The 23,941-nt window shown below is 70.7% G+C and carries 25 protein-coding genes; 13 read left to right on the forward strand and 12 right to left on the reverse strand.

What is annotated here, in order from left to right:
* Positions 1-131: 131 nt before the first annotated feature.
* From HCC61_RS11995 to HCC61_RS12015, 5 genes are read left to right on the forward strand one after another with little or no spacing between them, the layout of a single operon-like run.
* Positions 132-935: a siderophore-interacting protein gene (locus HCC61_RS11995; protein ID WP_169135372.1), complete on the forward strand. Its 804-nt coding sequence runs from the start codon at positions 132-134 to the stop codon at positions 933-935.
* Positions 936-939: 4 nt separating this feature from the next.
* The gene (locus HCC61_RS12000) at positions 940-1,752 is read left to right on the forward strand and encodes an alpha/beta hydrolase (protein WP_169135373.1); all 813 of its coding nucleotides are present in this window, start codon (positions 940-942) and stop codon (positions 1,750-1,752) included.
* Complete coding sequence (locus tag HCC61_RS12005) at positions 1,749-3,500, forward strand: ABC transporter ATP-binding protein (RefSeq protein WP_169135374.1); 1,752 nt, start codon at positions 1,749-1,751, stop codon at positions 3,498-3,500. The genes HCC61_RS12000 and HCC61_RS12005 overlap by 4 nt, the downstream gene beginning before the upstream one ends.
* Positions 3,493-5,217, forward strand: coding sequence for an ABC transporter ATP-binding protein (locus tag HCC61_RS12010; protein ID WP_169135375.1), 1,725 nt, complete (start codon positions 3,493-3,495; stop codon positions 5,215-5,217). Before HCC61_RS12005 ends, HCC61_RS12010 begins: the two co-directional genes overlap by 8 nt.
* Positions 5,218-5,245: 28 nt before the next feature.
* Positions 5,246-6,166, forward strand: a complete 921-nt coding sequence (locus HCC61_RS12015; protein ID WP_346777151.1) for an alpha/beta hydrolase — start codon at positions 5,246-5,248, stop codon at positions 6,164-6,166.
* Positions 6,167-6,211: 45 nt separating this feature from the next.
* On the opposite strand, the gene HCC61_RS12020 is transcribed toward HCC61_RS12015, so the two are convergent.
* Positions 6,212-7,246, reverse strand: a complete 1,035-nt coding sequence (locus HCC61_RS12020; protein WP_169135376.1) for an NAD-dependent epimerase/dehydratase family protein — start codon at positions 7,244-7,246, stop codon at positions 6,212-6,214.
* 177 nt (positions 7,247-7,423) lie between these two features.
* Here HCC61_RS12020 and HCC61_RS12025 point away from each other — a divergent pair, with 177 nt between their 5' ends.
* Positions 7,424-7,981, forward strand: a complete 558-nt coding sequence (locus HCC61_RS12025; protein ID WP_169135377.1) for a TetR/AcrR family transcriptional regulator — start codon at positions 7,424-7,426, stop codon at positions 7,979-7,981.
* Positions 7,982-8,125: 144 nt separating this feature from the next.
* Positions 8,126-8,572 carry a thioesterase family protein gene (locus tag HCC61_RS12030; RefSeq protein WP_169135378.1) on the forward strand — a complete coding sequence of 149 codons (447 nt, stop codon included), beginning with the start codon at positions 8,126-8,128 and terminating at the stop codon, positions 8,570-8,572.
* 123 nt (positions 8,573-8,695) lie between these two features.
* On the opposite strand, the gene HCC61_RS12035 is transcribed toward HCC61_RS12030, so the two are convergent.
* Positions 8,696-9,685, reverse strand: coding sequence for a MerR family transcriptional regulator (locus tag HCC61_RS12035; RefSeq protein ID WP_169135379.1), 990 nt, complete (start codon positions 9,683-9,685; stop codon positions 8,696-8,698).
* Positions 9,686-9,787: 102 nt separating this feature from the next.
* Positions 9,788-10,444, reverse strand: a complete 657-nt coding sequence (locus tag HCC61_RS12040; protein ID WP_169135380.1) for a TetR/AcrR family transcriptional regulator — start codon at positions 10,442-10,444, stop codon at positions 9,788-9,790.
* Positions 10,445-10,509: 65 nt separating this feature from the next.
* Here HCC61_RS12040 and HCC61_RS12045 point away from each other — a divergent pair, with 65 nt between their 5' ends.
* From HCC61_RS12045 to HCC61_RS12055, 3 genes are all read left to right on the forward strand, one after another.
* Complete coding sequence (locus HCC61_RS12045; protein WP_169135381.1) at positions 10,510-11,205, forward strand: class I SAM-dependent methyltransferase; 696 nt, start codon at positions 10,510-10,512, stop codon at positions 11,203-11,205.
* A gap of 130 nt (positions 11,206-11,335) precedes the next feature.
* Positions 11,336-11,650, forward strand: coding sequence for a metalloregulator ArsR/SmtB family transcription factor (locus HCC61_RS12050; RefSeq protein WP_169135382.1), 315 nt, complete (start codon positions 11,336-11,338; stop codon positions 11,648-11,650).
* Positions 11,647-12,057, forward strand: coding sequence for an SRPBCC domain-containing protein (locus tag HCC61_RS12055; protein ID WP_169135383.1), 411 nt, complete (start codon positions 11,647-11,649; stop codon positions 12,055-12,057). The genes HCC61_RS12050 and HCC61_RS12055 overlap by 4 nt, the downstream gene beginning before the upstream one ends.
* A 26-nt stretch (positions 12,058-12,083) precedes the next feature.
* On the opposite strand, the gene HCC61_RS12060 is transcribed toward HCC61_RS12055, so the two are convergent.
* The 6 genes from HCC61_RS12060 to HCC61_RS12085 form a co-directional block, all read right to left on the reverse strand.
* Positions 12,084-12,800: a class I SAM-dependent methyltransferase gene (locus HCC61_RS12060; protein WP_346777152.1), complete on the reverse strand. Its 717-nt coding sequence runs from the start codon at positions 12,798-12,800 to the stop codon at positions 12,084-12,086.
* A 92-nt stretch (positions 12,801-12,892) separates the two neighbouring features.
* The gene (locus HCC61_RS12065) at positions 12,893-13,189 is read right to left on the reverse strand and encodes a putative quinol monooxygenase (RefSeq protein ID WP_206322392.1); all 297 of its coding nucleotides are present in this window, start codon (positions 13,187-13,189) and stop codon (positions 12,893-12,895) included.
* 118 nt (positions 13,190-13,307) lie between these two features.
* Positions 13,308-14,075: an SDR family oxidoreductase gene (locus HCC61_RS12070; RefSeq protein WP_169135385.1), complete on the reverse strand. Its 768-nt coding sequence runs from the start codon at positions 14,073-14,075 to the stop codon at positions 13,308-13,310.
* Positions 14,072-14,983 (reverse strand): SMP-30/gluconolactonase/LRE family protein, encoded by a 912-nt coding sequence (locus HCC61_RS12075; RefSeq protein ID WP_169135386.1) that lies wholly within the window; start codon positions 14,981-14,983, stop codon positions 14,072-14,074. Before HCC61_RS12075 ends, HCC61_RS12070 begins: the two co-directional genes overlap by 4 nt.
* Before the next feature lie 99 nt (positions 14,984-15,082).
* The gene (locus HCC61_RS12080) at positions 15,083-16,477 is read right to left on the reverse strand and encodes an MFS transporter (RefSeq protein WP_240968926.1); all 1,395 of its coding nucleotides are present in this window, start codon (positions 16,475-16,477) and stop codon (positions 15,083-15,085) included.
* Positions 16,474-17,448, reverse strand: coding sequence for an LLM class flavin-dependent oxidoreductase (locus tag HCC61_RS12085; protein WP_169135387.1), 975 nt, complete (start codon positions 17,446-17,448; stop codon positions 16,474-16,476). The genes HCC61_RS12080 and HCC61_RS12085 overlap by 4 nt, the downstream gene beginning before the upstream one ends.
* A gap of 493 nt (positions 17,449-17,941) precedes the next feature.
* On the opposite strand from HCC61_RS12085, the gene HCC61_RS12090 reads away from it, so the two are divergent.
* The 3 genes from HCC61_RS12090 to HCC61_RS12100 all read left to right on the forward strand — a co-directional run bounded on the left by HCC61_RS12090 (position 17,942) and on the right by HCC61_RS12100 (position 20,835).
* Complete coding sequence (locus HCC61_RS12090) at positions 17,942-19,504, forward strand: methylmalonyl-CoA mutase family protein (RefSeq protein ID WP_169135388.1); 1,563 nt, start codon at positions 17,942-17,944, stop codon at positions 19,502-19,504.
* Complete coding sequence (locus HCC61_RS12095) at positions 19,501-19,893, forward strand: cobalamin-dependent protein (RefSeq protein ID WP_169135389.1); 393 nt, start codon at positions 19,501-19,503, stop codon at positions 19,891-19,893. The genes HCC61_RS12090 and HCC61_RS12095 overlap by 4 nt, the downstream gene beginning before the upstream one ends.
* A gap of 207 nt (positions 19,894-20,100) precedes the next feature.
* Complete coding sequence (locus HCC61_RS12100; protein ID WP_169135390.1) at positions 20,101-20,835, forward strand: IclR family transcriptional regulator; 735 nt, start codon at positions 20,101-20,103, stop codon at positions 20,833-20,835.
* 31 nt (positions 20,836-20,866) lie between these two features.
* Here HCC61_RS12100 and HCC61_RS12105 read toward each other — a convergent pair whose 3' ends face one another.
* Genes HCC61_RS12105 through HCC61_RS12115 form a run of 3 tightly spaced genes read right to left on the reverse strand, consistent with a single transcriptional unit; the run spans position 20,867 to position 23,921 of the window.
* Entirely contained in the window at positions 20,867-21,262 is a 396-nt protein-coding gene (locus HCC61_RS12105) for a zinc ribbon domain-containing protein (RefSeq protein WP_169135391.1), read from the reverse strand.
* On the reverse strand, positions 21,253-22,431 hold the full coding sequence (locus HCC61_RS31485) for a thiolase family protein (protein WP_206322393.1): 1,179 nt from the start codon (positions 22,429-22,431) through the stop codon (positions 21,253-21,255). Before HCC61_RS31485 ends, HCC61_RS12105 begins: the two co-directional genes overlap by 10 nt.
* On the reverse strand, positions 22,428-23,921 hold the full coding sequence (locus HCC61_RS12115; protein ID WP_277349047.1) for an AMP-binding protein: 1,494 nt from the start codon (positions 23,919-23,921) through the stop codon (positions 22,428-22,430). Before HCC61_RS12115 ends, HCC61_RS31485 begins: the two co-directional genes overlap by 4 nt.
* Positions 23,922-23,941 lie beyond the last annotated feature (20 nt).

Here is a 23,941-nt window from a genome sequence, read left to right on the forward strand (position 1 = left end):
TCCTTCGCCGGGATTCCGTCTCGGAGCCCGTGTATCACCACCACAGGCAGATAGGTAAGGCTTGCCTAACCTACAGCTTCCGAGCAGGATCTAGGGAGTAGGAAGTCACAACGGCGGTTGAGGAGTTCATCATGAGCGGGGCGCCGGCCCACGAGCACCGTCACAGAGCCCAGCGGCCCGGGCGGCTCCACGTGACGCGGGTGCGGCGCGTGCACCGCGTGACACCGCGCATGGCCCGGATCACCTTCGCCAGCGAGGACTTGACGAGGTTCCTCAGCAACGGCACGGACCAGCACGTCGCCATGTACTTCTACGAGCCCTGGGTGGTGCTCCCCAGGCCGTTCACCACCGAAGCCGCCAGGGAACTGCTGTCGCGGGCCCGCCCCCGGCTGCGCCGCTACACGATCCGCTCCCACCGCCCCGAAATGGGCGAGGTGGACATGGACTTCGTGCTGCACGGCGGCGATCAGCTCGCCTCGGGCTGGGCCGAGAAGGCCGCGCCGGACGACGAGGCCATCTGGTTCGGGCCGTCGCCCGCCTATCCGCTGGACCAGGAGCAGGACTGGACGGTGCTGATCGGCGACGAGACGGCGCTGCCGGCGATCGCGGTGATGCTCGAACAGCTCCCCGGCAACCATCCCGTGCAGGCACTGATCGAAGTCGCCGACGCCGACGAGGAGTTGCCCCTGACCACCGGGATCGACGCCCGCGTCACCTGGCTCCACCGCGGCCGCCGCCCCCACGGCAGACTGCTGCTGGAGCACGCGACGCGGTTGAAGCTCCCCGGCGGATCGGGCCGCGTGTGGGGAGCCGCCGAGCGCTCCGTGGTACGGGAGCTGCGGCGCCACTTCGTAAGGGACAGGGGGCTCGACCGCGCCGCGACGCATCTGACCGCGTACTGGACCAAGGGCGAGACCCAGGACAGCGAGGTCTGAACCGATGCCCACCGCCAGACTCGACGGCATCGCCCTCGACTACGAGGACCACGGCAGCGGCGACCCCGTCGTCCTCGTCATGGGCACCGGCTCCTACGGCCGGTCATGGCGCCTGTACCAGGTGCCCGCACTGGTATCCGCGGGCTACCGCGTGATCACCTTCGACAACCGGGGCATGCCGCCCAACGACTCGCCGCCCGGCGGGGTCTCCCTGGCCGCCATGGCCGAGGACACGGGCCGGCTCATCGAGCATCTGGAACTCGGGCCCGCCCGCGTCGTGGGGTTCTCGATGGGCGTCAACGTCGTCGCCCGACTCCTGCTGGAGCGGCCGGAGTCGGCGACGCAAGCGGTCCTGATGGCCGGACGTGCGCAGGTCGACCCCTTCGGGGCCGCGCTCAACAGGGCGGACCGCGACCTGAGCGACAGCGGGATCCGGCTCCCCGACAGCTACCGGGCGATGGTCACCGCGATGCGCCACCTGTCGCCGAGGACCCTCCGCGACCCCGAAGCCGTGCAGAACTGGCTGGAGGTCTTCGAATTCTCCCCGCAGCCGACGGGACCCGGGGTCCGGGCACAACTCGACCTCGACGACCACGGGGACCTGCGCCCCGAGTACGAGAAGATCACCACTCCCGTGCTGTGCATCGGCTTCACCGACGATCTGGTCGTCCCGCCCGAGGCCACCCGCCGTATCGCCGAAGCAGTCCCCGGAGCGCGCTACACGGAGATCGGTGACTGCGGCCATTACGGATATCTGGAACGGCCCACGGAGGTCAACGCCGCCATGCTCGACTTCTTCGCCGGACGTGAGGCATGAAGAGCAGACGCATCCCCTTCCCCTCCTCGGCCCCTCCCCCCGTACGGCTCCGGAGCACCGCGTACGAACCCGGCACCCGGGACGCGCTGCGCCTGCTGCGCTCCTGCCTGAGCGGCAACGCGGGACGCGTCACGCTCGCCGTGCTGGGCGGGGTGTGCTACCAACTCGCGCTGATATCCCTGCCGAAGTGCATCGAGTGGGCCGTGGACCAGGGCATCGCGGGCGACGACGACGCGGCCGTGCGCACCTGGGCCCTGGTGATCGTCGCGCTCGGCGTGGCCGCTCTCACCGGTGAGATCGTGCTGGGCTGGTTCTCCACCACGTCGGCCACCCTCCAGGGCAACCGGCTCTACATCGCACTGGCCGACCGCGTATCGCAGTCGGGTGCACGGGAGTTGGACCGCTTCGGCGAGGGCGACCTCAGTCTGCGCGGCACACGCGACGTCGATCTGATCCGCACCTGGCTGATGGGCTTCGCGTCCTTCGTCACAGGAGTGTTCGGCTTCGCCGTGATGATCGTCGCCATCGTGCTGCTCGATCCGCTGCTGGCCGTGGTGGGAGTGGCGTGCGTCCCGCCCCTGGTGTGGATCAACACCTTCTTGTTCCCCAGGCGGTTCGGCAAGGTCAACACCGCTCTGTCGGCCGCCCACGGCAGCCGCGCCGACGCGGTGGAGGAGCTGCTGTCCGCCAGCGCCGCCGTACGCGGACTGGGCGGCGAGCCCGCCCTGGTGAGCCGGCATCACCGCCGCAGCGAGGAGGTCACCGAGCACACCCTGCGCACCGCCCGGGTCTCCGCGGACTGGGCCGCCCTCTCCCCGTTCGTGCCCGCCCTCGCCATCGGAGCCGGGCTGGGCTTCGGGGGCCTGGCGGTGCTGCGGGGGACCATGCAGGTCGGCGGCATCGTCGCGTTCACGAGCTGGATGACGATGCTCGTCCTGTGGGTCGGCGTGCTCACCATGCGGCTGAGTCAGCTCAGCCAGGCCACGACCGCCGCCCGCAGGCTCCAGGAGATCCTGATGCCGGCCGGTGGCGCGGCACCGGCCGGGACCCGACCGCTGCCCGGGAGCGGCGAGTTGGCCGCCGACGGCGTGGCCGTACGGGCGGACGGGCGCGACGTGCTGCCGCCCACGAGCCTGGCCGCACTACCCGGCCGCATCCTGGCCGTCACCGGCCCCATGGGCAGCGGGAAGACCACGCTGCTGCGGGTGCTGGCCGGTCTCGTACTCCCGGACCGTGGCACGGTCCGCTTCGCGGGCGTCCCCCTGGAGGAGGCCGAGCCCCAACTGCTCCGCCGAAGCCTCGCCTTCGTACCCCAGCGTCCCGTCACGCTGAGCGGGACCCTCGCCGACAACCTGCGCCTCGGCGGCGACTTCACGGACGATCAGCTGCGCGAGGCCTGCCGGCTCGCCGCCCTGGACGGCCATCTCGGCTCCCTGCCCGATGGGTTGGAGACCGAGGTCGGCGAGAAGGGCAGCACCCTCTCCGGCGGCCAGCTTCAACGCCTCGCGCTCGCCCGGGCGTTGCTCCGCCGTCCCGCGGTGCTGCTCCTGGACGACATCACCTCCGCGGTGGACGCGGCGACCGAGAGGACCATCGTGGAACGACTGCGGCAATGGTGCGGAGAGGAGACCGCCGTCGTATGGGCCACGCACCGGCAAGCCGTGGCGGACGCCGCGGACCAGGTGCTCGCCCTGGAGGCGGGGACTGCCAGGGTCCGGACCGAAGAGGGGGCCGGCGCAGGTGGCTGAACAGCGAAGACTCAGCACGTCCCCGGACCAGCAGGCGATCCTGCGCCGGGCCTGGCCGTACATGCGTCCCCAACGGCGGGGCATCGCCGGGGCGTTGGCGCTCAGCGCCCTGGCCACCGCCACCACCGTGGCCGTGCCCGCCGTCATCGGAACGGCCGTCGACCAGCTGCTCGCCCGCGACCGGACCGGGCTGGCGGTGGCCGTCGCGGCCGTGTGCGCACTGGCCGTGCTGCGGCTGGTGATCTTCCGTCAGTCCGAGGTCCTGCTGACCACCGTCGGCGAACGCGTCGTGCGCCACCTGCGGGACCTGGCGGTGACCCGGCTCTCCCGGGCACCGCTGCGGCTCGTGGAGGCCCAGCCCTCCGGCGATCTGCTGCGGCGCACCACGACCGAGATCGCCGACCTGGCCAACTTCGTGCGCAGCCAGCTGCCGGAAGTGCTGACCGTCGGCGGCTATCTGCTGTTCACCACCGCGCTGTTGCTGGGGTATTCCCCGCTGCTGACGCTGGCTCTGCTGGTGGTGTTCGTGCCCTGCGTGCTGTGGGTGCTGCGCAGGTTCAAGAAGGCCGCCAACCCGGCCTTCGCCGCCGAGGCCGCCGAGGCGGGCAAGGTCGCCTCCACCTACCGGGAGCTGGTGACCTCCCGCGAGATGCTACAGACGTGCGGCGGCGTCGGCTTCTGGCGTACGCGCTTCCTGGAGGACAACCGGCGGCGGTACGGGGCGGCGCGGCGCACCCAGCGGGCGCTGTTCGTCATCAGCCTCTCCCGGGTGGTCCAGGGCGTCACCACCGGCATGCTGCTGCTCTTCGGCGGCTGGCTGGCCTCCAGGGGCCACATCAGTGTGGGCACCGTCGTGGTGTTCGTGCTGGCCACCCGCCAGCTCTTCGAGTCCGCCGCCCAGGCGTCCAACCTCGTCGGGCAGGCCCAGGTCTCACTGGTCGGGCTGGCCCGGCTGCTGAATCTGCTGGAGGTCACCGCGCCCGCGTCCGACGGCGCCAAACCCCAGGCGTCCGGGGCCGGTTCGCAGGACGGAAATACGTCACGCACCGGGGAACACGGCGACCTGGAGATACGGCAGGTCAGCTACTCCTACGTCACCGGCACCGAGGTGCTGCACCGGCTGTCGGCGAAGATCGGCGCCGGTGAGCGGGTGGGCCTGGTCGGTCCCACCGGCGCCGGCAAGACCACGCTGGCCAAGCTGATCACCGGGCTCTACGACCCCGACGAGGGCAGCGTCCTCTACGACGGCGTGGACCTCCGCGACCTGTCCGCCGCCGAGTTGCGCCGCCGCATCGTCCTGGTGCCGCAGCGGGTCCACATGATCCACGGCACGCTCCTGGACAACCTCGCCCTGGTGCCCGGCGAGCCCGGAGAGGAGCGGGTACGCGAGACCGTCGGCAGGCTCGGCCTGACGGACTGGGTGGAGAGCCTGCCGAAGGGCCTTGACAGCCCCCTGGGCATGGGAGAGGGGCAACTCTCCGCGGGCGAGCTCCAGTTGATCGGTCTGGTGCGGGCCGCGCTCGTGGATCCCGCCGTACTCGTGCTGGACGAGGCGACCGCCGACATCGATCCGGACACCGCCTGGCACCTGGAGACGGCGATCGACGCCCTGCGCACCGACCGCACCCTGATCGTGATCGCACACCGTGAGGCCACCATCGAGCGCCTGCCCCGGGCGATCCGGCTGGAGCACGGCTCGGTCCTGGCCGGCAGCTGAACCGCCAAGGACGGGAAGGGAGTCGACAGTGACGGTCGCCGATCGGCACTCCCAGGGCAGTACGGCCTGGGCCACTACGCGAGACGGGCGGCGCCTCCACACGATGAGGTTGCCCGGTCCCCGCACCACCGGGGACCGGGCGGCGCCGACCGTCGTCTTCGAAGCCGGGGCGGGCGGCAGCCGCTCGGCCTGGGCCTCGGTGCAGTCCGGCGTCGCCCGGTTCGCTCCAGCCGTCGTCTACGACCGCTCCGGGCTCGGCCGCAGCTCCCCCGACCCGCACGGCCGGACACTCGCGCGCATGGCCGACGATCTGAACGCCGTACTCGACCACTTCGCTCCGGGCCCGTTCGTCCTCGTCGGCCACAGCGCCGGCGGGCCCATCGTCCGCCTGGCCGCTTCCCTCCGCCCCGGGCGGATCGCGGGCCTGGTACTGGTCGATCCCACGGACGAAGCCGCCGACGTCCTCTTCAGCCGCGCCTTCCGGCAGGCCGAACGCGTCACGCTCGGCATCGGCGCTCTCGCCGCCCGGCTCGGCCTGCTCGGACTTGCCTACCGCCGGCTGCTGGCCGCCGCTCCCGCCGCGGACGTGCGCCGCGACCTGAAGCAGGAGGGATTCACTCCCCTTGTGCTGCGCACCCAGCGCCGTCAGGCCCGCACCTTCCTCGACGAACTCGCGGCATGGCGCGACGCCCCACCGGAGCTCGGCGACATTCCCGTCACGGTGGTCTCGGGGGGCCGCCCCGGCGACGGCATGCCCGCATCGGTTCGTGCGGCGGCCAACGCCTCCCATGCCCGCAGGGCCGCCCAATCGCCGTACGGGAGCCACATCATCGCCGAAGAGTCGGGGCACTACGTGCCCATCACCGAACCGGACGTCGTCATCGACGCCGTCGCGGCCATGCTGCGACCCGCCGGGCACGACAAGCAGTCGCCGCGGGGAGGTGACTGACGGCGAGCCCGAAGGGCTTCCGAGCGTCGCCCGCCGGCTCCTCGCTCACCCCGGAACGGCACCGTGGTCGATGAGGCTGCGCGCGCAGTCGAGGACGCTGTCCCTCCCGGGCCGGGGCAACCACCCCAGCAGCGTCTGCGCCTTGGCCGTGCTGTGACGGTTCCGGCGGCCGAGCGCCGGCATCACGTCCCGAAGGGAGGGGTCGAACAGCGTGGCGGCGCGGACCACCAGGTTCGGCAGCCGCCGGGTGGGCACCTTGTGGCCCGCCTCCCCCAGGCCGTCGCGCAGTGCGAGCGCGATGTCGTACATCCACAGGAACTCACCGGTCGCGAGGAAGCGCTGTCCCGCCGCTTCCGGCGCGTGCATGGCGCGTATGTGGATGTCGGCCAGGTCGCGCACGTCGACGACTTCGAGCCCGACGTGGGGCGTACCGGGCATCGCCCCGCCGACGAGCCGGGCGATGATCCGGGCCGAGCCGAGCACCTCGGGCGACAGCACCGGCCCGAACACAGCGCCCGGCAGGATGGTGGTCAGCGTCATCGGCCCGTCGTATGCGGCCATGAAATCCCAGGCCGCGCGCTCGGCGGCGGTCTTGGAACGCCGGTACGCGGGAAGCCCCGGGGTGGCCAGGTCCGTCCACAGCGTCTCGTCGGTGACGCCCTCGGTGGTGTAGGAGGTGGGGCTCGCCGCGTTCGCCGCCGAGGTCATGACCACCCGCCGCACGCCGGCGTCCGCGGCGGCGCGCAGCACTCGCAACGCGCCGTCGCGGGCCGGGCGCAGCAGCGCCCGCTCCTCGTCCTTGCCCGCCGAGGCATCGGCGCTCAACGGCGAGGCGACGTGCAGGACGTACGCGCAGCCGTCCGCCGCCTTCGTCCAGCCCTCATCCGAGTTCAGGTCCGCGACCGCGAATTCCAGGCGGCCGGTCCGGGCCGACTCCGGCACCACGGCCTGCCGGAGCCGCTCGGCGCGCGCCGTGTCACGCACTGTGGCGCGCACGTCGTACCCGCTCTCCAGCAACTGCGCGATGCACCAGCCCGCCACGTATCCCGTGCCGCCGGTGACCAGAACAGTGTCCGGCATGATCTCTCCTCTGATTCATTAGCCGATCGGCTAATGAATTTAAGAGTAACAGCGCCCCCGGCGGCAAGGCGAACCCGGCGCATTCCGGCCCCCGCGAACCGGACGGCGGCGCTCCTCGGGCGCCTGCTTCCGAGGAGCACGGACAGCGCCGGCCGGGAGCCGACCTAGGATGGCGACATGCAGACGACGCGGGCTGCGCAGGCGGAGAAGACCAGGCAGGCGGTACTCGACACGTCGCGGGCCCTGTTCCTGGAGCACGGCTTCGACGCCACGTCGCTCCAGCTCATCGCCGACACCATGGGCGTGGCCAAGGCCAACGTCTACTACTACTTCCGCACCAAGATCGCGATCCTCGAGGCGCTGATCGAACCCACCGTCTCGGCGCTCGCCGCCAATCTCGACCAGGCCGAGCACATCACCGACCGGGCAGAGCGCATCGACCACCTGATCACGACGTGGGTGGACCAGGTGGTGACCGCGTATCGCACGCTCGCCCCGATGAGCAGGAACGACCCCATCGTGCGCCGGCACGAAAAGCTCAGCCGCGAGCTCGACGCGCTGTCCCAGCGCGGCCTGCACCTGATGTTCGGCCCGCATCCCACCGTCGACGAGCAGGCCGCGTACTGGCTCATCAGCGACCTCGGAGTGGTCAACCGCCGTCTCGACCACCTCTCCGACGACGACCTGCGCGCCACCCTCACCCGTCTGTGCCACCGCGTCGTCGACAACGTCTGACGCGCGCCTCCGCCCACCGCGGCGACGAGTTGCGCGGAACCATCTCTCACGGGTTCAGCCCGACGAGCAGCGGCGTCAGTGCGAGCCGTGCGCACGGTCGGGTCGGCGGCTGCGGATGCGACCCGAGGTCGCTATCGTCCCCATATGTCCAATAAGTTCAGCAAGTCCTTCGAAGTCCGTTGGGACGACGTCGACTTCAACGGTCATCTGCGCAGCACGAGATATCTGGAGTACGCGGGCACCGCGCGGCTCGGCCTCCTGATGGAGGCGGGATGGGACGTGCGTGCTCTGCGGAGGGAGGGCTTCGCTCCGGTACTGCTGAGCGAGCAGGTCGAGTACCTGCGTGAGGTCTTCTTCGCCGAGCGGGTCGAGGTGTCGTGCCAAGTCGTGGGGTCGAGCGCGGACGGTGCGCGGTGGCGGATCCGGCACTCGGTCTCACGGGAGGACGGGGACGAAGCCGCCGTCGTGCGTTCGCTCGGCGCATGGATCGACGTCCACGCCCGCAGGATCACCCCACCCCCGCCCGGGCTCCGGGCGGCCTTGGAGGCAGCCCGCTCCGAGGACTGGGAACTCATCGGCAACGCGTCCTGACGGCCAGGCGGTCCTTGTACGACCGCACATCACACACCCGCCGGCTCACGCACCAGCAAACCGTGCCGTCGCCGCCGGTCGGCCCAGCCCCGTCCCGAGGGCGAATCCACCGATCGGTCACCCTCAACACGGGCCCTGGCGCAGGGCGTTGGCCATCCACTCCCGGAGTTTCGCCGCCCTCTCCGGGTCCGGCTCGGGCGTGCCGTTGATCGTCGCCACCAGGGAGTGGTACCTGGTCAGCAGCTTCAGGCCGGTCGACATGGCCGGCCACTGCGCCGCCTCGCCGTTCCGGTCGGGCTCGACGATGCCGCGCCGGGTCGTGCCGACGTCAGTCTCCCCGGTGATGGCGGCGACCAACTCGGCGGAGTCGGCGGCCACTCGCTCGGCGATGTCCCGGGCATGCGGCGAATCCGCGGGCACGCCGGTCTCCTTGGCGGCCCGTGCCTCCAGGTGAAGCTCCCGATGCCTCTCGATGCGGTCCATCATCTCCGGTGAAGCGATCAGCTTGCCCTGCTCGGTGGCGAAGGCCCGGTGGAAGAAGTGCCGCAGCGCCGTGCGGAATTCCTCGTCCTGCACGATCTCGGCGAGCTCGATCCAGGCCTCCAGCTGCTCGGTCGACGGCTCTTCGGGCAGGTACGGCCGCTGGTTGTGGAGCCGTTCGACATAGCCGGGGTGGACGTCCAGGCCGTCGGTGACGAAGTCCCAGAACCGGTCGATGAGCTGGTCACGGTCGTCGTCGGACATCGACACGAGCTTGTGCATCAGGCCCACCTGTTCTGCCGTGGTGTGCTGCCGTGTGATGGTCCGCAGCACCGCACGGCGCGCCCGGAACTGCCGCAACCGGTCCTCGACCAGGCGCAGATGCGTGACGGCCAGGTCATGCAGGGTGGTCTCCGCGGCGAGCACCCGGCGGATGTCGTCCAGCCCGGCGCCCAAGTCGCGCAGGGTGCGCACGAGTTCGAGACGTGCGACGGCGTGCACGTCGTACTGCCGGAAGCCGCCCGCGGTGAGGCGGGTCGGCGGCACGACGTCCTCATCGGCGTAGTACCTGATGGCGCTCACGCTCAGGCCCGTGCGGCGGGCGGCGTCCCCGATGGAATAGAGCTCGTTCATGGCCGTCACTATCGGATCTCAAGCGACCTGAGAGTCAAGGGACCGGCCAGGACACCAAGACCCGTGAACGTCGACAACGCTCGTGATCAATACGCCTCGTGATCAATGCGCCTGGGCCGCCGGATGAGGCGGTCCGTCCGCGGTGAGGCCGGTACCGGTGAGATAGCGCATCAGCATCGCGACGAGCTCGCGCTCAAGGCGTTCCGCCGCGAGGGGCGCCGGCGCGGCGGCGAGCTGGTGGACGATCAGCTCGACCCCCGCGTCGATGATCGCAGCGGCGGTCTCGACATCCTCGACGATCACCTCGGGGTGGCTCGCGAGGAGTTCGTGCAGCGCACCGACGCGGGCCACCCGCAGTTCGCCGATCTGCTCGACCAGCGCCCGCGAGCGGGGCCCCTCTTCGATCATGAGCCGCAGCAGGCGGGGGTCGTCGCGGTGGTGCTCCAGCGCGGCGAGCACGATGTCGCGCACGACGTCGACGAGCGGGCGCGTACGGTCCTCCGGGCCCGGCACGACCCGCTGCGGCGCGAGATGGCGGGTGAGCAGCTCCGCCAGGACGGCGTCCTTGTTCGGGAAGTACTGGTACAGCGAGCCGATCGACACCCGGGCGCGCTCGGCGATGCGGTTCGTGGTGCCCGCGGCGTACCCGAACTCGGCGAAAACGTGAGCAGCCGCGGTCAGGATGCGCTCGCGCGTCAGCTCGGCCCGGATCTGACGAGGCTGTTTCCGCGGCTCCAGGCGGCGGTCTTCCGGACGCATGCCCCTCCTCGGTACGGCCGCGAAAGCGAGTTTCGCCAAGGTGAATGATTACTCATAATGATGCCATGACCAGAAGCGATCCCCTCGACCTCCTCGATCCCCGGGCCGCCGGGGTGCTGCGCCGCCTGCACTCGGCCAACAGCCGGCAGCTGCCACGGATCCTGCTGCGGCTGGCCCCCGACCTGCCCGCGCTCGCGCTCGGGCGCCCGAGGCGGTCGTCGCCCACCGCGGCCGAGGGCATGGACGATGCGTACCTCGCGCTCGGGCGGGAGCAGGCCGCCTACTGCTACGCGCAGGCCCGCGCGGTGCGGGCCCGCCGGGTCGTCGAGTTCGGGACGTCGTTCGGGGTCTCGACGATCTGGCTGGCCGCGGCCGTCCGCGACAACGGGGGCGGCACGGTGATCGGCACCGAGATGGTCCCGGCGAAGGCAGAACGCGCCCGCACCCACGTACGGGAGGCGGGCCTGGCGGACCACGTCGACATCCGTACCGGCAACGCCCTGGAGACCCTGCGCGACCTCGACGGGCCCGTCGACCTCATGCTCAACGACGGCTTCCCCGACGCGGCCCTCGACGTGCTGCGCCTCGTCGCCCCGCAACTGCGCCCCGGCGCGGTGGTGATCACCGACAACGTCGGGATGATGCGCGGCGACTACGCCGACTACCTGGCCTGGGTGCGCGACCCGGCGCACGGCTTCGTCTCGGTCCGGGTGCCCTACAAGGGTGGCACCGAGGTCTCGATCCGCGTCAACGGCACGTAGCCGGGACCCCGTTCGGCTGCGGAGTCCGCTGCGGAGCCGGGCGCCGCCCTGGGGTACGCGGCCGGGAGCCTCTCGCCGGACGCGTCGGAGATTCTTGACGCGTCGGAGTTTCCCGACGTATCGTCCCGTCATGCCTGCCGACGTGTTCGGCGCGCTGGCCAACCCGGTGCGCCGCAAACTGCTCGAAAGCCTGCGAGAAGGTCCGCGCTCCACAGGGGAGTTGGCCGGGCTGTTCGAGCTCGGGAGACCCGCGGTCTCCGAGCACCTGGCGGTGCTCCGCACCGCCGGGCTGGTGCGGGAGGAGCCACGCGGCCGGCACCGCTTCTACCACCTCGAACCGGCACGGCTGGCCCAAGTCAGCGAGTGGCTGCATCCGTTCGAGCACTACTGGAAGCAGCGCATGAACGCGCTGTCCGATCTTCTGGACGAGGACGACGAGACATGACCGAGAACAACACGATCACCTGCGAGAAGTTCCTGCCCCACCCGCCGGCGGCGGTGTGGAAGGCCCTCACCGACCCCGGCCTCCACGCCCGCTGGTGGGCCGCCGGCGACATCAAGCCCGTCGTCGGGCACCGCTTCGCCCTCGACATGGGCCACTTCGGCAGCCAGCCGTGCGAGGTGACCGAGGTGGACGACCAGCGGCTGCTGGCCTACCGATTCGCCGAGGGCTCGCTCGACACGACCATCACCTGGACCCTGCACCCGGAGGGCAAAGGCACCCGTCTCGTGCTCACCCACGCGGGCTTCGACCTCGACTCCCCGATGGGCCGGCAGGCGTACGACGGCATGGGCAAGGGCTGGCCCGGCCTTCTGGACCGTCTCGGCTCCGTCTTGGGCGAGGCCGCCTAGAGCCCGTCCGGCAAATGCTCTCCGGCTCAGCAGAACGGCCGGAACTCCTTGAAGTCCGGCGTCGGTTGGGGATCGGGCAGCCGGTAGGCCCGGGTCCGCGGCCGGCCACTGGCGGGGTCGGTCGTCCCGCCGGCCAAGGCGCCCGGCACGGGAGACCACCCCAGATTGATCTCGAAGTACGCGGCGGCGGCGCCGACCGAGGGCCACCAGACGTCGTCGAGCAGCACGATGCCGCCGGGCCGGACGATCCCGCCCAGGAAGTGGAGGTCGACGAACACGTTGTGGAAGTGGTGGCTGCCGTCGACGAACGCCGCGTCCGCGGCGAAGCCCACATCGGCCAGCCTGGCGAGGAACCCCTGCGACGGTTCGGTGACCAGCTCGGCGACGCCGTCCAGGCCGGCGCTGCACAGCAGTTCCCACCCCACGCCGTCGTACGCCGTGTACTGGAACGGGTCGATCACCACGTGCCGTGGGGTGCGTGAACCGGCGCGCAGCAGCGCCTCGCCGACCGCCAACGCCGAGGCACCGTAGGCGAGTCCGATCTCGACGACCGTGCCCGCTCGCTCGTCCACCAGGAGGTCACGCACCTGATCGCAGTCGCGCTCCGGCAGGCTGACGGTGGCGAAGTCGGGAGCGCCGTCGGGAGTTCGGGGCGGTCCGTGCTCGGCGAGCTCGCGGCGTACGGCAGCGATTCGCTCCGGCCACTCCCCTGCGGCTCCGTCCGGTTGCGCAGTCGAGCTCACCAGAGAACTCCTTCCTGGCTGAGGGCACATGACACAGCCCACTGTGGCACTCGGCCGCGGCCGATGCCGTTGTGCGGCGTGCGTGCCGGAACTCACGGCTCCACGGGGGTGTAGAAGGAGACCTCCCTCTTCTCCAGCAACGGCCGGACCTGGTCCACCACATAGCGCTGGTAGTGGGGGCTGGCCACGTGCGCGTCGAACGCCGCCCGGTCCCGGTACAGCTCGTACAGGACGAACTCGTCCGGGTCGTCCACCGAGCGGTTCACCGTGAACGACAGGCAGCCCGGCTCCTGCCGCGTCACCGAGATGTGCGGTCGCAGAGCCTGCGCCACATCCTCTCCCCTGCCTCGCTGGACGACGTAGCGCGCCACGACGGAGTACATGGGCATCCCTTCAGAGTCGGTCGGACGAGAGGCGGACAGCACCGGCCGCACTCCCGCCGGGCATCCGCGACGGCGAGGGTGCCCGGTCGCGTCCGCGTCATGTGCGGGCCCGACTTCCTTACGTTCATGGCGGGATGATCGCGGCGGAGATCCCGCCGTCCACCGGGATCACCGCTCCGGTGACGTAGTCGGAATCGGTGCTGAGCAGGAACTCGATCACGCGGACCACGTCGTCCGGTGTCGCCACTCGGCCCAGCGGAGAAACGCCGGAGGGCCGGTAACCCGAAGGGGAGTCCTCGCCGACCTGCCTGATCATCGGTGTGTCCACGGTGGAGGGCGCGACGGCGTTCACACGCACGTGCCGGGACGCGACCTCGACCGCCATGACGCGCACCAGTTGGGCCAGCGCCACCTTCGACGCCGCGTACGCACCGCCGCCCGTCTTGGGCCGCACCGCCGCGATGGACGCGATCATGACCATGCGGGCCGGCGCCTCGGCCGTCGCCCCACGGGCGAGGAGCGGCATGGCCGACCGTGCGCAGAGCCACGCGCCACGGGTGTTGACGCGGAAGACGGCGTCGAAGTCCTCTGCCGGCATCTCCGTCAACGGCCCGGTGCGCAGCACTCCGGCCGAGCAGACGAGAGCGTCGATGTGCTCCGTGGCGCGGCCGATTTCCTCGAAGGCCGCACGAACAGCGGCCTCGTCCGCCACGTCGCACGCCATCGCCTTCAGCCGGGTTCCCGAACCCGAGCCGGATGCCGCAGCCTCGGCGTCCAGGGTCCCGGTGTGCCGATCCAGTGCGTACACGCTCCATCCGGCGGCGAGAAGGCGGCGGCAGCACGTGAGCCCGATCCCCGAGCCGGCCCCGGTGACCACCGCCACGGACGTCACCCGCTCTCCCCTCCCCCGGCGCCGACGGCACGCCAGTGCCGCATGGGGGCGCCCGGAACCGGTGATGCGAACCGGGAGATCCGGTTCATCTTCAGTGAGCCGACGTAGACGGTTCGCAGGTCGTCACCGCCGAAGGCGATGCTCGTGGGGAAGCGGATGAAGGTCCCGTCCGGATCTTCGAAGATCTTCACCGCCTCGCCGTCCGGCTTGATGACGAAGAGGCCGTTGCGGGTGATCTCGGTGACCCACAGATTGCCCTCCGCGTCGAAGGTGATGCCGTCGACCATGGCGCCGGGGAACAGCGGCTCCGGCCCGAACGTCTCCCGCCCGCTGAGCGTGCCGTCGTGGGCGACCGTGAACCGGGTGACGCATCCGGCCGTTGTCTCCGCGACGTACAGGTGCGGCCCGTGCAGGCGTACCTCGTTGGTGAACCGGAAGCCGTCGGCGACGATGCGGGCTCCCGTCCCGTCCACCAGCAGGATGTAGCCGTCGGCGACGGCCGACTCCAGTGCGGCGGAACGCGGTTCGCAGCGGGTCGACACCGGTATCCACATCCGCTCGGCGTCGTCGAGGTATACGAAGTTGACCGCGCCGAGCCGCTCACCGTCGAGCTGGTCGACGAGCACCGTCTTGCCGCCGTCGCGGTCGAGACGGAAGACGCAGCCCTCCTCGATGTCGGCGACGAGGAACCGGCCGTCGGAGCAGAGCGCGACGCCGTTGGGCACTCCGCCCTTGGGGCCGACGAGCCGTTGCCCGCCGTCGGCGCCGATCCGGGTCAGCGCTCCCCGGAGGTCCGACACCCAGAGTGTGCCGTCCCGTTCGGCGACGACGCACTCCGGCCGGCTCAACTCCGTCCCGAGGTACTCGATGTCACCGCCGCGTAGGCGGAAGCCGTCGATCGCGCTCATTCTCGTCCACCTTTCTCCCCTTTCTCCCCGTCACGCATGGAGGCACCTGCTGCGATCATGCACCTCGTACACGTCAACCGGGCGCGGTACGGGGCGTGTTCAGGCCTGCAACGGGTCCCGGTGCGTGTCCTTGGCGATGTAGGCGGCGACCGCGGTGAGCGCGTACAGACCCACCAGGTACAGCGAGACGCCCAGGGTGTGCGGTGGCCCGCCCGAAGCGAGGAGCAGGGAGGAGACGATCAGGGGCGTCAGTCCGCCTCCGATCGTGCCCGCCAGCTGATAGCCCAGGGACGAACCGGTGTACCGGGTACGTGTCGAGAACAGCTCACCGAGCCAGGCCGCGAGCGGTGCGTAGGCGACACCGTGGGCCAGGCTGAACAGACCGAACCCGACGAACAGCAGCGTGGTGTCACGGGTGTTGACCAGCTCGAACATGACGAACACCGTGATCGCCTGCAACGCCGTTCCGATGAGGACGACCGGACGCCGTCCGATGCGGTCCGACAGCGAGGCGAACACCGGCTGAGCCAGCAGACCGATCACCTGGCACACCACCACCGCGTCGAGGGCGATGGTCCTGCTGTAGCCGAGCTCCATGGAGTAGGACACCGCGAACGTGCCGTAGATGGCGCTCGTCGCGAACGGGCCGACGGCCAGTGCCAGTGCGATGAGCAACTGCCGCGGGTTGCGCAGCACACCCAGGATGGGGACGTCGCGCTTTCCGGCCGGGCCCTTCCCCGCCGGATCGCCGGCCTCCCGCTCCTGTTCCTGTTCTTGCTCCCGCTCCTGCTGGGCCTTGCGGAAGACCGGGCTCTCGGCGACGCCGAGCCGGATCCACAGCCCGACGCCGACCAGGACGATGGAGGAGAGGAACGGCACACGCCAGCCCCACGCGAGAAAGGTGTGCTCCGGCATCAGCGTGACGAGCGCGAAGACGCCGTTCGCCAGAAGGATGCCGCCGAAGACTCCCATCTGCGGGACGCTGCTTGCCAGGCCGCGGCGGCGCCCGGCGTGCTCCATCGACATCAGCACGGCGCCGCCCCATTCGCCGCCGCCGGACAGGCCCTGGAAGAGGCGCATCAGCACCAGCAGCACCGGTGCCCATATCCCGATCACGCCGTAGGTAGGGAGGAGGCCGACGCCGATCGTGGCGAGCCCCATCAGCATGATGGACAGCACGAGCATGCGCTTGCGGCCGATGCGGTCACCGAAGTGCCCCCAGATCACGGCCCCGAGGGGACGCGCGATGTATCCGAGGGCGAGGGTGGCGAAGGAGGCCAGAACGCCCGCCGCCTCGCTGTACTTGGGGAAGAAGAGCGTGTTGAACACCGCGGCGGACGCGACTCCGAAGATGTAGAAGTCGTACCACTCGATGACCGCGCCGACGAAGCTGGACGCGAGGACCCGGCGGATCATCGGCTTGGTCGAAGCGGTGTCACCTGCTGTCGGAGGCGGGGCCTTGGCCCCGGCATCGGTCATGGATTCCGTGGTCATCGGCTGCTCCTCGCGGGCCGTTCTGAGGGTCGGGGAACGTGCGTCCGTGCATCGGTGTACGGCCCGGCGGGGTCGGCCGGCGTCACGGGGCCGCCGATCGCCGCCAGCATGTCGAGGCTCGACTCTCCGCTGACGCCGGGCCAGTTGGTGCGGACGACCAGGTCGGTGACGCCGGCTCGGGCGAGGTCCCTCATGCCGTCGCGGCATTCATCGGCCGTGCCCACGAGGTACGGGCACTCGGAGCCGTCCGCCGTGGTGTAGCCCCACTCGCTGTACTGCTCGGCGCGCTGCCGCAGGGCCCGTTCTGCTGCTTCCCGCCCGATCGTGTCCGTGACCAGGACGTCCCGGCGGAGCGCCACCGATCCGTCCCGTGGGGCGAGCGACAGCAGTCCGGCGACCGCCGAGGGCGTCGCCTGCGGGCCGATGAAGGGTGTGAACCCGCGGTCGACGGCGCGGGTGAAGGCCCGCCGGTTGCCTGCCGCGTACCAGATCGGCGGATACGGCTCGTTGACCGGCCGCATCCCGGAGGCGGCGTCGGCGCCGTCCGGCGAGCCGCCGAGCCAGAGGGTGATCAGGCCGTCCAGGGTTCGCAATTGAGCATCGAGCCTGGCCTCGCGGGGCACCCCGAACGCGTCGAACTCCACCTGCCGGTAGCCCTGTCCCGCACCGACCACCAGCCGGCCTCCGGAGAGGACGTCGAGGGTCGCCAACTCCTCTGCCAGCTGGACCGGGTTGAGGAACGGCATCAGGAGCACGCCCGCGACGAGCCGCATGTCGCCGCTCTCGGGGATCAGGTGGGAGAGGAGAGGCAACGGTTGCAGGTAGGCGCGGGGGCCGGTGAGGAAGTGCTGGCCGGCGACGACCGCGGAGTAGCCGGCGTCGCGGGCGGCCCACGTGATGCGCAGTGCGTCGTCGGCCAGTTCGGCCCCGCCGGCCGAGGTCCCACCGTGAAGGGCTGCGGCAAGTCGCATGTCTCGAACACCCTCCAATCCGGGGAGGTCCATCTAGTGAAACGCTTATGCCGCTCTGCGGTCCCATGTTCCTACACCGGCCACTCGTGACGGTCAAGGGCGAACACAAGGAAGACCGATGAGGGCCGGGCAGGGCGAGCCGCGGGGGAACCGGAGGAGGACAGGTGCCGCAACGGCCCTGCGCCGGGCCGGATTGCCGCACGCGGCGGCGGGGCGGCGGGGCGGCGGCAGCCCACCGCTGCCCGTCGCAGCGCGGCAGGCGTCAACTGCCCGCCGCCGTACAACCGTTGGGACTTGCTCGTCAGGGCGCGTTCCGCGACGGCACGGGCAGGCATGCGAGGGCGCGCGAGGAGCAGGCGCCCGCAGCCCGCAGCCCGCAGCCCGCAGCCCGCAGCCCGCAGCGAGCGATCCGTACCACTCATTGAAATGGTCGTGCCGTGATGCGAAACTTCCCCGCAAAGACGCAGCACGGTGAAGTGAGCGTGAAGCAAGCATGCCGGGATCGCCCGACCACGAGACGTCGGCGAACGACGCCGAGGTCCCCATCAAGCGTTCCTACGCCTCCTACTCCTCGCCCGGCCAGGCCTCCCTCCGTGCCTGGGCCGAGCACCACGGCGAGCGGCCGGGTCCGTACCGCCCGCGTTTCATGGTGTATTCGGGGCTCGGTTCGCCCCGTATGACGGCCGACAGGCTCGGGCTCCTCCAGCAGCTCGGGGCCGAGTCGTTCCTCCTGGCCGCCGATCTGCCGTCCCAGCTCGGCTACGACGCCGACCACGAGTTGGCGTTCGCCCAGGTCGGCCGCGCGGGCGTCTCCTGCTCCACGCTGGAGGACTTCGCCTCCATCTGCTCGGGGCTGGACCTCGATGCGGCCGACAGCCTCGGCATGCTCGCGAACTCGATCGGCCACATCGGCCTCGCGATGGTGGTGTCGGTCCTGCGTGACCGGAGTGCGTCCGATGTCCGGCTCGTCATGCAGAACGATCCGCTCAAGGAGTTCACGGCGCGCGGCACGGAGATCCACGAGCCCGAGCAGGCCGTGCGCATCGCGTGCGACTGCGTCGCGTACGCGATCGACGAGGACCTTCCGGGTGCGGCGATCACGGTGTGCTCCAACCACTACGACGTGGCCGGCGCCGGTCCGGTGCTCGGTGTGGCGCTGGCGTTCGCCAACGCACTGGTCTACGTCGACGAACTCGTGGCACGGGGGTACGCCGCGACCGACGTCCTCGGAAAGATGATGTTCTTCCTCAACGAGCGCAGCGACCTCTTCGTCGGCGCCTCGCTCTTCCGTACCGCCCGGGTCCTGTGGGGGCAGATCGTCGAGGAGCGGTACGGACTCCCGGTCGCCGATCAGCCCGTCATGACGATCATGGGCTACTCCCATGGTCTCGAATCGGCCGACGAGCCCCTGGTGAACATCCCGAGGGTCACGCTCAGCGTGCTGAGCTCGATGCTCGGCGGCGTGGACTACCTCTGCGCGACGGGCTACGACGAGGCTCTTCGGATTCCGTCGGCCGACTCGGCGGCCCTGGCGCTGCGGACGATGCAGGTCGTCGCGTTCGAGCACGGCGCCATGACGTCGCTCGACCCGCTCGCGGGGAGCCTCAAGACCGTGGACGTCGACGCGTACCTCATCGGGCAGGTCGAGCATGAGATGGCCAGGATCGCGGACAACGGGGGCGCCCTCGAGGCACTGCGCAACGGCTACATCACCCGGCGGATCGATGAGAACCGCGGGACCCGGCAGCGCCAACTCGAGGACGGCGAACGGCACATGGTCGGAAGCAGCATCTTCCAGAGCCCGGAGAACCGGGACCTGTTCGCGGGGCGCAGCGCCGGGGAGATCGGCTTCGCCGACGTCGAACAGGACGCACGCGACCGGTTGAAGCGGCACAAGGAGGCCAGGGACGGCGAAGCCGTGCACTCGGCGCTGGCACGGGTCCAGGACGCCGCGGCGGGAACGGCCAACCTCGTGCCCGTCACCGTCCTCGCCCTTCGGGCGGGAGCGACCACGCAGGAGATCGTGGCGGCGACGCGAGCGGGGTTCGAGCGATGACGCACCGTGGGCGGGTGGTCCTGGCGAAGGTGGGGCTCGACGGGCACGACGTGGGCATCAACCTCGTCGCCAAGTCCCTCGTCGGCGCCGGATTCGAGGTCGTCTACCTCGGCAAGCGGGTCTCGACGGACCTGATCGTCGCCACCGCCGTCGACGAGGACGCGGACTTCATCGGAGTCAGCTGCCTGAGCGGAGGGCTCGGCCATTTCGCGGTCAAGGTGGTGGAGCGCCTACGCGCCGACGGCGTCGACATCCCCGTCATCGCGGGCGGCATCGACGAGCCCGCGGAGATTGAGGAGATGCTCGCGGCGGGCGTCCGTCAGTACCTCGGGCCGGGATCCAGCAATGACAGCGTCGTCGAGGCGTTCCGTTCCGCCGGCCTCCGGTGAAACGCAGCTCCGGGGATCCCGGAGAGGGACGGGAGCGAGGCCCGGCCGGGCGCAAATGGTCGGGCAGCAGGCGGGGTCGGGCCCTCACGCCCTTCGCCGCAGGCGGCCCATACCGCCTCTTGTTAGATTGAGGCGCCTACATCCCAGGAGGGGCGAAGCATCTTGGAGCAAGACGCCGAGTCATCAGCCAGAACGCCCGTCCGCTCAGTGGCCCGCGCGGTCGACATCCTCCTGGCGCTCGGCAACGGACCGCGGCGCCTGGCGGAGGTCAGCGGCGAAGCCGCACTGTCGAAGACGACCGCGTACCGGATTCTGTCCACGCTCAGGCAGAAGGGCATGGTCCTCCAGGACGAGACCACCGGCGAATACCGGCTGGGGCCGGCCTGCTTCCACGTCATGTCGAGCGTCGTGAGCGGTCACGCCGGGTTCCCCTTCGACGCCAACCGCGATCTCGAAGAGCTGCGCGAGCAGACCCAGGAGACCGTGACGGTGCACGTCCGCGCCGGCCTCTCGCGGATCTGCATCCAGGAACTGCCCAGCCCCCAGGCGATCCGCTACACGGCGGGGCTCGGAGCCAGCGCCGGAATCCACGTCGGGTCGGCGGGCAAGGTACTGCTCGCGTTCCTCGAACCCGCCGAGCGCGAAGCCCTGCTCGACACCCTGGAGCCCAGGCCCATGACCGACGCGACGATCACGGACATGGGCGTGCTCCGGCGCCAGTTGCAGACCGTCGCCGAGCGGGGCACGGCCTTCAGCTCCGGCGAACGCGTCGCCGGCGCGGTCGGGGTGAGCGCACCGGTCTTCGACGGCAATGGCGTCGTCATCGCCGCCCTCAGCGTCCTCGGCCCGGCGGCCCGCATCGACGAAGCTCGCCTCCACGAGTTCGAGAAGCTCGCCCGCAACACGGCCGAGCGGATCACCAGCCGCATCCACCCCCGGTGAACCGGCGGCCCGCCGCATTCCGACACCGGTCTCATCCGGCCGGTTCGAACCAATACGTCGGCCGGCCCTCGTCGGTCTCCCCCACCACCAGGTCGACGGGACAGGGCAGGCTCACCGGTTCACTCAGCCCGCGCACGCGTCCGAAGAGCAGCGGCCCTCCGTCGTCCAGCGCGGCCTGCCCGAGCATGTAGGGCACTTCGAGACCGGGCCGCGGAACGTGCACTTCGGTGACGGTGAGCAGCGTGGCCGTGCGCGCGAACGGCACCTCCTGGACGTCCGGGCCTCCGCAGCGGTGGCACACGGCACGTGCGGGCCAGGCCGTCGCCGCGCAGTCCGGGCACCTGCTCCCGACGAGGCGGTTCCCGTCGGGGTCGAACCGGGGCCGCTCCCCGGTCGGCTTCCGCTCAAGAGCCCGCTCTAGTCCCATGGCTCCAGCCTCTCCAGGATGTGTACGTTCCCTGCCGCCGACTCCCCTTCGAGCCATCCGCCGCTGTTCTGCGCCAACGCGATGCGTGGAGCCCGTACTTGGCGTGCCCCGGCCTCACCTCTGAGCTGCCAGGTGAGTTCGGCGATCTGCGCGAGCCCTGTGGCGCCGACGGGGTGCCCTCGTGAGGAGAGTCCTCCGCTGGGGTTCATCGGCAGCGACCCGTCGAGGCGGGTCGCGCCCGCGCGGAAGAAGTCCGAGGCACCGCCGGGCTCGCAGAAGCCGAGATGCTCGGCGTAGAGCAACTCCGCCGGAGCCATGGCGTCGTGGACCTCGGCGACGTCGATGTCGCCGGGACCGAGACCCGCCTGCTTGTAGGCGCCTTCGGCGCACACCGTCGACATGGGGCTCTCGCCCTGCGGATCGGCCGTGAACCCGGAGGCGCCCTGGGAGGCGATCACGCGGACGGTCGGGCGGGCACCGGATTCCAGTGCCCCCCGCCGGGTCACGACTGCGGCCGCCGCACCGTCGCAGATCGAACTGCACATGAGCAGGGTCAGCGGATCGGCGATGGTACGCGCGTCGCGCACCTGCTCGGCCGTCACTTCCGCGCGGTGCTGCGCGTACGGGTTGAGCGCCCCGTTGGCGTGGCTCTTGACCGAGACGTCGACGATGTCGCCGACGCTCAGCGAACCTTCGGCGATCAGGCGCCGCAGGCGCATCGCGTAGACGGCGGTGAACTGGATGCCCAGGCCGCGGACCACGTCGAGGTCGGCCGCCGACTCCAGCGCGTCGAGCGTCAGCGACAGGTCGGAGACGAACATCTTCTCGAAGCCGACGGCCAGCACGATGTCGGCAGCGCCGGCACGTACCGCCAGCACGGCCTGCGCCAGAGCGCTGGACCCGCTGGCGCAGGCGTTCTCGATGTTGACGATCGGTATCCGCTCGACGCCGATCTCGCGCAGCACCGTCTGGCCACGCACCATTTCCTGGCCCTGGAGCAAGCCGGCCATGGCGTTGGCCGAGTAGGCGGCGTCCAGGTCCCCGACGCCGATTCCGGCGTCGAGGAGCGCCCGCACCGCGGCACCGCGGGCCAGGTCCTTCAGCGACAGGTGGGGATGCCTGCCGAAGGGATGCATCCCGACGCCCGCGATCACGACGTCATCGGTCACTGCGAACCTCCTTGCGCCAGTTCCGACTTGATGCTGAGCCGGTCGACCTTCCCGTAGGAATTGCGGGGGATCTCGGACCACACGGCCACACGCTTCGGGGCACGCATCCCGAGTCTTGGGCGGGCGAAAGTGAGAACGTCCTCCTCGGTCAGGGTGGAACCGGCGCGGGGACGGACCACTGCCGTCACCGCGTCGCCCCAGCGCTCGTCCGGCATTCCCAACACGACCGCCTCGTCGATGCCGTGGTGGGCGCTGAGCACGTCCTCGACTTCGCGCGGAGCGATGTTGAAGCCACCCGAAATGATCATTTCGTCGCGGCGCCCGCGGAGGTAGACGAACCCCCGCTCGTCGGTGACGGCGAGGTCCTTGGTCCGCAGCCAGCCGTCACTCAGGACGTCGGCCGTCTCCTCGGGCTTGCCGTGGTAGCCGGTCATCAAGTGCTGCCCGCGTACGAAGACTTCACCGAGTTCGCCGGGCGCCGCCTCTCTGCCGTCGTCGTCGCGGACCTCGACGGCCACGGTCTTCCAGGGCCGTCCGGCGGAGAACCGCGCTTCGGCGTCGAGGTGGTCCGCCCGCTGGAGACACGTGATCGTCATCGGCGCCTCCGACTGCCCGTAGTCCTGGATGAGAGTCGGTCCGAAGCGCTCAACCGCGCGCTGGAGAACAGCCGCCGGGATACTCGAAGCGCCGTAGACGATCAAGTCGTAGCCCCACTCCCCCGATTCGGCCGCCATGATCGCTTCGAGCATCGCGGGCACGATCTTCAGCGTTCTGACTCGCGGCGACCGCGACAGCCTCCACACCTCGTCCGGATCGAACGCGGGCTGCACACGGACTCCGGCACCGCTGAGGAGGTACGGCAGCACGAAGTAGCCCGCTCCGTGTGAGACGGGCTGGGTGAGGACGATCTGCTCCCCGGGCGCCACCGGGCCCACTTCGAGAAGAAGGTTGACGGCGACCTCACGGACGGCGCGGTAGGACAGCTCCACGCCCTTCGGACGTCCGGTCGTGCCGGAGGTGTAGGAGATCCACGCCGTCCGCTCCGGATCCGTCGCGCGGACACGGGCCTCTCCCGGTGTCTCCTCGACGAGCCGCTCGGCGGACACACCGCCCCCTGCCGGTTCGTCGAAGGCGATGGCGACCAGCCCGAACTCCTCGCGCAGAGCCATCGCCTGCTCCTCGAACTCCGCGGAGTAGAACAGCGCCCGCAGGCCGGCGTCCCGGGCCACGTAGCGGAAGTCCTCAAGATGCAGCCGGGCGTTGAGCGCGACACGGACGCGCCGCCCGAGGGCGATGGCCGTGTCCGCCTCGACGTACGCGGTGCGGTTGTGCGACAGGACACCGACAGCGGCGGCCGACGGGATGCCCAGGACGTCCAGCGCGTTGGCAAGGCGCTCGCCGCGTGCCAGCAGTTCCCGAAAGGTCCGGGAGATACGGCCGTCGTCCACGGCGATCGAGTCCGGAAACATGCGAGCGGCTCGGCGCAGCATGTATGCGGTGTCCAGGGCGC

The organism is Streptomyces sp. HNM0575 (genome assembly GCF_012726265.1).
GTDB lineage: Bacteria > Actinomycetota > Actinomycetes > Streptomycetales > Streptomycetaceae > Streptomyces.